Genomic DNA, 4,592 nt, shown 5'->3' with positions numbered 1-4,592 from the left:
AGTACAGCGACAGGTAGAAGTGGCTGCCGCGGTTGTCGATCCCGCCGACCCGGCGGGTCGGGGACTTGTCCTCGTTCAGGAACGTGGCGGTCGCCCGGTCCAGGGTGTCGGCGAGGACCTGCGCCCGCGCGTTGCCGGTCGCCTGCGCCAGGTGCTCGAAGCTCGCGGCCAGCGCGAAGAACTCGCCAAGGCTGTCCCAGCGCAGGTAGTTCTCCTTGACCAGCTGCTGCACGTGCTTCGGCGCCGAGCCGCCCGCGCCGGTCTCGAACAGGCCGCCGCCGGCCATCAGCGGCACGATCGACAGCATCTTCGCGCTCGTTCCGAGCTCGAGGATCGGGAACAGGTCGGTCAGGTAGTCGCGCAGCACGTTGCCGGTCACCGAGATCGTGTTCTCGCCGCGGCGGATCCGCTCCAGCGAGAACTTGATCGCGTCCACCGGCGCCAGGATCCGGATGTCCAGGCCCTCGGTGTCGTGGTCGAACAGGTACTTCTGGACCTTGGTGATCAGCTGCGCGTCGTGCGCGCGGGTCTCGTCCAGCCAGAACACCGCCGGGTCGCCGGTCGCGCGGGCCCGGTTGACGGCCAGCTTGACCCAGTCCTGGATCGGCGCGTCCTTGGTCTGGCAGGCCCGGAAGATGTCGCCGGCCGAGACCGTCTGCTCGAGGACGACGTCGCCGGCGGTGTTTACCAGCCGGACGGTGCCGGTGGTCTTGATCTCGAACGTCTTGTCGTGCGAGCCGTACTCCTCGGCCTTCTGCGCCATCAGGCCGACGTTCGGCACCGAGCCCATGGTGGCCGGGTCGAACGCGCCGTTCGCACGGCAGTCGTCGAGGACCGCCTGGTAGATCCCGGAGTAGCTGTGGTCCGGCAGTACGGCGAGGGTGTCGTGCTCCTCGCCGTCCGGGCCCCACATGTGTCCCGACGTACGGATCATCGCCGGCATCGACGCGTCAACGATCACGTCCGACGGGACGTGCAGGTTCGTGATGCCCTTGTCGGAGTCGACCATCGCGAGCTCGGGGCCTGCGGCCAGCTCGGCGTCGAAGGAGGCCTTGATCTCGGGGCCCTCGGGCAGGGTCGCGATGCCGTGCAGGATGCCGCCGAGCCCGTCGTTCGGGGTCAGGCCGGCCTTGGCCAGGACGTCGCCGTACTGCGCGAACGTCTTCGGGAAGAACGCCCGGACGACGTGACCGAAGATGATCGGGTCGGACACCTTCATCATGGTGGCCTTCAGGTGCACCGAGAACAGCACGTCGTCGGCCTTCGCCTGGGCGATCTGCGCGGTCAGGAACTCGCGCAGCGCGGCGACGTGCAGCACGGACGCGTCGACGACCTCACCGGCCAGCACCGGGATCGACTCGCGCAGGACCGTGGTGGTGCCGTCGTCGCCGGCCAGCTCGATCCGCAGTACGTCGTCGGCCTCGAGCACGGCGGACTTCTCGGTGGCGCGGAAGTCGTCGGTGTCCATCGTCGCGACATTGGTCTTCGACTCCGGCGACCACGCGCCCATGCGATGCGGATGCGTCTTGGCGTAGTTCTTCACCGAGGCGGGGGCGCGGCGGTCCGAGTTGCCCTCGCGCAGCACCGGGTTCACCGCGGAGCCCTTGATCTTGTCGTAGCGGGCCTGGATCTCCCGCTCCTCGTCGGTCTTCGGCTCGTCCGGGTACTCCGGCAGGGCGTAGCCCTGGGACTGCAGCTCGGCGATCGCGGCCTTCAGTTGCGGGACCGAGGCGGAGACGTTCGGCAGTTTGATGATGTTCGCCTCGGGCGTCTTGGCCAGCTGGCCAAGCTCGGCCAGCGCGTCGGCGATCCGCTGCTCTTCCTTGAGGTACTCCGGGAAGACGGCCAGGATCCGCCCGGCGAGTGAGATGTCCCGGGTCTCCACGCCGACACCGGCCTGGCCGGCGTACGCCTGGACGACAGGGAGGAACGAGTACGTGGCGAGCGCCGGAGCCTCGTCGGTGTGGGTGTAGATGATCGTCGAGTCAGTCACGGGCCCCACCTTATCCGGCGTCAGTCGTACTCCTACGTGGGCCGGATCACGCTCACTCCAGGTCGTCCGGGTGCGCGAGGGTGATCCCGGCGGCGACCGTGACCGCACTGGTGAAGGAGAGCGTGTCGATCGGGGAGGACGCGGCCACCGTGGCGCCGGACAGCGACGCGAGGCCCTTGGCGCCGTCCCAGGTGCAGTCGACGAAGACCGCCTTGGCCTGGGAGAACTCGACTCCGGACAGGTCGCAGTTGCGGAACGTGGTGCCGGTCAGGTCGGCCGAGACGAAGTCGGCGCTCTGCAGCCGGCAGTCGGAGAACTCGGTCTTGAGGAACTTCGCGAACCGGAACGAGGCGAAGTCCAGCACGGTGTCGCGGACCGTCACGTGCTGGAAGCTCGCGCCCGAGGCGGCGAAGCCGATCATCCGGGAGCCGCTGATCATGACCCGGGTGAGCGCCGCGTCCGCCCAGCGGGAGTTCGCGAGGTCACACTGGGTCAGCTCGGTGTCGACCAGGATCAGCTTCTCCAGCTCGGACCCGGCCAGTTTGCACCGCGTCAGCCGGCACCCACCGATCTCGACATGCTCGGCCTCCTGGTCGCTGAGGTCCACGTCCTCCAGCTGCAGATCGAGCAACCGCTCCTCGTCGTCGACCTCCTCCGGAGAAGCGGAGTCGAGCTGAGCACGGAGACGAGGCGCGGCAATCTTCACGCCTCCGACCGTAGCGGTCGGCGCCGACAGATTGTTCGTCAGTTGGTGCGGAGGTAATGGGCGGCGGCGCCGATCAGGGCGGAGTGTTCGGTGTCCTTGGTGGCGGCGGCGGGGAAGTCGAGGGCCGAGTGGACCAGGTCGAAGGCGCCGGCGATCGAGCCGCCGAGGACCGTCTTGGTGACGCCGAAGCTGCTCAGCCAGGGCTTGAGGGCGTCGGCGAGGTCGGTGAAGCAGGCCAGCAGGACCTCGTGGGCGGCGCGGTCGCCGGCGCGTGCCTGGTCGGCGATCTCCTTCACGCCGGGGGCTTCGTGCCCCGCGCTCTCGGCGTACCGGCGGAGGATCGCGCGGGCCGAGACCGAGTCCTCCAGCGGTTTCCCGGCGTACGTCGTCTTGTAGAGCTCCCCACCAGGCGGGACGGTGCCGCCCTCGCGGAGCACCCGGCCGTCGGCGAGGAACGCCGTACCGATGCCGGTGCCGATCGTCACCCCGACGCAGCGCTCGACCCCGCGGACCTCGCCCGCGGTCCACTCGCCGACCGCGAACGCCTCCGCGTCGTTCACGAACAGCAGCCGCTCGACGCCCAGTTCGTTGCCCAGGGCAGCGCCGAGGTTGAACCCGTACAGCTGGTCGAACTTCCCCTGGTCGCGGTACCAGGCGACCCCGGTACCGAAGTCGAACGGCCCGGGCAGCGCCACCGCCAGACCGTTTGCCAGCGGCAACTTCCGGGCCGCGTCCGCGAGCTGCCCGACCACCACCTCGGCCGCCGCCTGCGACTCGAGCGCGGCCCGGTCCACCTCGGTCACGTCCCACGTCCCCGGCGCCACCACGGCCGCCGTCACGTGACTTCCCCCGATCTCCAGCACCGCTACGTCCATCGGGCCATCATGGCAGCAGGTCAGTACTTGTCCCGGAACACCTGCTTGCCGGAGGCGTCGAACATCGTGATGTACACCGGGTCGGTGTTGCCGTTCCGAATGTCGTCCGTGTAGACGCGATGCGCCCAGTACCCGTCCTTGATCGTGGCGTCCGCATGCTTCCCGAGGCCGGAGAACGCGATCCGTGTGACTCCCTCCGGCACTCGGCCCGCGTAGCTGTAGACGACGCCCCGACAGTTGATCCCGTCGCTCCGGTCGACCTTCGCGTCGCCGCACGCCACGCTCCAGTACCGCTGGATCTGGAACAGCCGGGTGACGATGCCGGTGTTCAGCAGGGTCGCGCCGAACCCGCCCACCGGCTTCCCCTGGATCGGTACGCCGGCCACGCAGTACGCGTACTGCGTCCCGTCCGGCGACCGGCGGACCGTCATCGCGCCGTCGGCGTCGGTGACCTCCACCACCTTGTCCGTCCAGGTCCGCACGACCGTCGCGCGCCAGGCGTCGTTGTTCGCGGTCCGGAAGAAGTCGTCGGATTTGGCGCACAGGTCCGTCACCGCGGCCGGCCGGGCAACTGCCGGTGTCACAGCGGGCTGCGGTTCGCTCCGGGTGCTACGGAGCGGACCGGCCAGCAGTACGGCGGCGACCGCGACGACGGCGGCGGCGCCTGCGCCTGCGCCCACCACGGCCCGGCGTACGCGGGTCCGGTGCTGCCCGGCGGCGACGAGCGCGCCGACGTCCGGGGTGAACGCGTCGCGGCGGTCGGTGGCCTGGTCCATGAGGGTCTTCAGATCGGTCATGCCTTCGCTCCGATCAGGTCGGCGAGATCGGCCAGCGCCGGGTGTGCACGGAGTTTGTCGAGTGCGCGCATCGTTTGGCTCTTCACGGTTCCGGGGCGGCAGTCGAGGGCGGTCGCGGTCTCCTCGACGGACAGTTCGTCGAAGTACCGCAGGACCACGCAGGCACGCTGCCGGGGCGGGAGTTCGGCGAGCGCGGCGGTGATCACCATCCGGCTCTCGAC

5 protein-coding genes are annotated in these 4,592 nt (G+C 69.6%); all 5 read right to left on the bottom strand.

Annotation, left to right across the window (positions count from 1 at the left end; all coding sequences use genetic code 11):
• A partial coding sequence (locus VFF46_RS03565; RefSeq protein WP_325035552.1) for an NADP-dependent isocitrate dehydrogenase occupies positions 1–1,993 on the bottom strand: 1,993 nt, incomplete at its 3' end.
• Positions 1,994–2,045: 52 nt separating this feature from the next.
• On the bottom strand, positions 2,046–2,699 hold the full coding sequence (locus tag VFF46_RS03560) for a pentapeptide repeat-containing protein (RefSeq protein WP_325035551.1): 654 nt from the start codon (positions 2,697–2,699) through the stop codon (positions 2,046–2,048).
• Between the two features lie 38 nt (positions 2,700–2,737).
• The gene (locus VFF46_RS03555; RefSeq protein WP_325035550.1) at positions 2,738–3,574 is read right to left on the bottom strand and encodes an ROK family protein; all 837 of its coding nucleotides are present in this window, start codon (positions 3,572–3,574) and stop codon (positions 2,738–2,740) included.
• A gap of 20 nt (positions 3,575–3,594) precedes the next feature.
• A complete protein-coding gene (locus tag VFF46_RS03550; RefSeq protein ID WP_325035549.1) occupies positions 3,595–4,371 on the bottom strand; it encodes a hypothetical protein in 777 nt (258 codons plus the stop codon).
• Positions 4,368–4,592: sigma-70 family RNA polymerase sigma factor (locus tag VFF46_RS03545; RefSeq protein WP_325035548.1), on the bottom strand; the 225-nt coding region annotated here is incomplete at its 5' end. The genes VFF46_RS03545 and VFF46_RS03550, both read right to left, overlap by 4 nt.

It is taken from the genome of Kribbella sp., from assembly GCF_035655035.1.
GTDB lineage: Bacteria > Actinomycetota > Actinomycetes > Propionibacteriales > Kribbellaceae > Kribbella.
The sequence above is the reverse complement of the archived record's forward strand: the minus strand, read 5'-3'. Positions and strand labels throughout refer to the sequence as shown.

What these genes read in the sequence shown, in the direction of transcription:
- VFF46_RS03555 (WP_325035550.1), bottom strand. Translation starts at nt 3,574, where the DNA reads ATGGACGTAGCGGTGCTGGAGATCGGGGGAAGTCACGTGACGGCGGCC.
- VFF46_RS03550 (WP_325035549.1), bottom strand. Translation starts at nt 4,371, where the DNA reads ATGACCGATCTGAAGACCCTCATGGACCAGGCCACCGACCGCCGCGAC.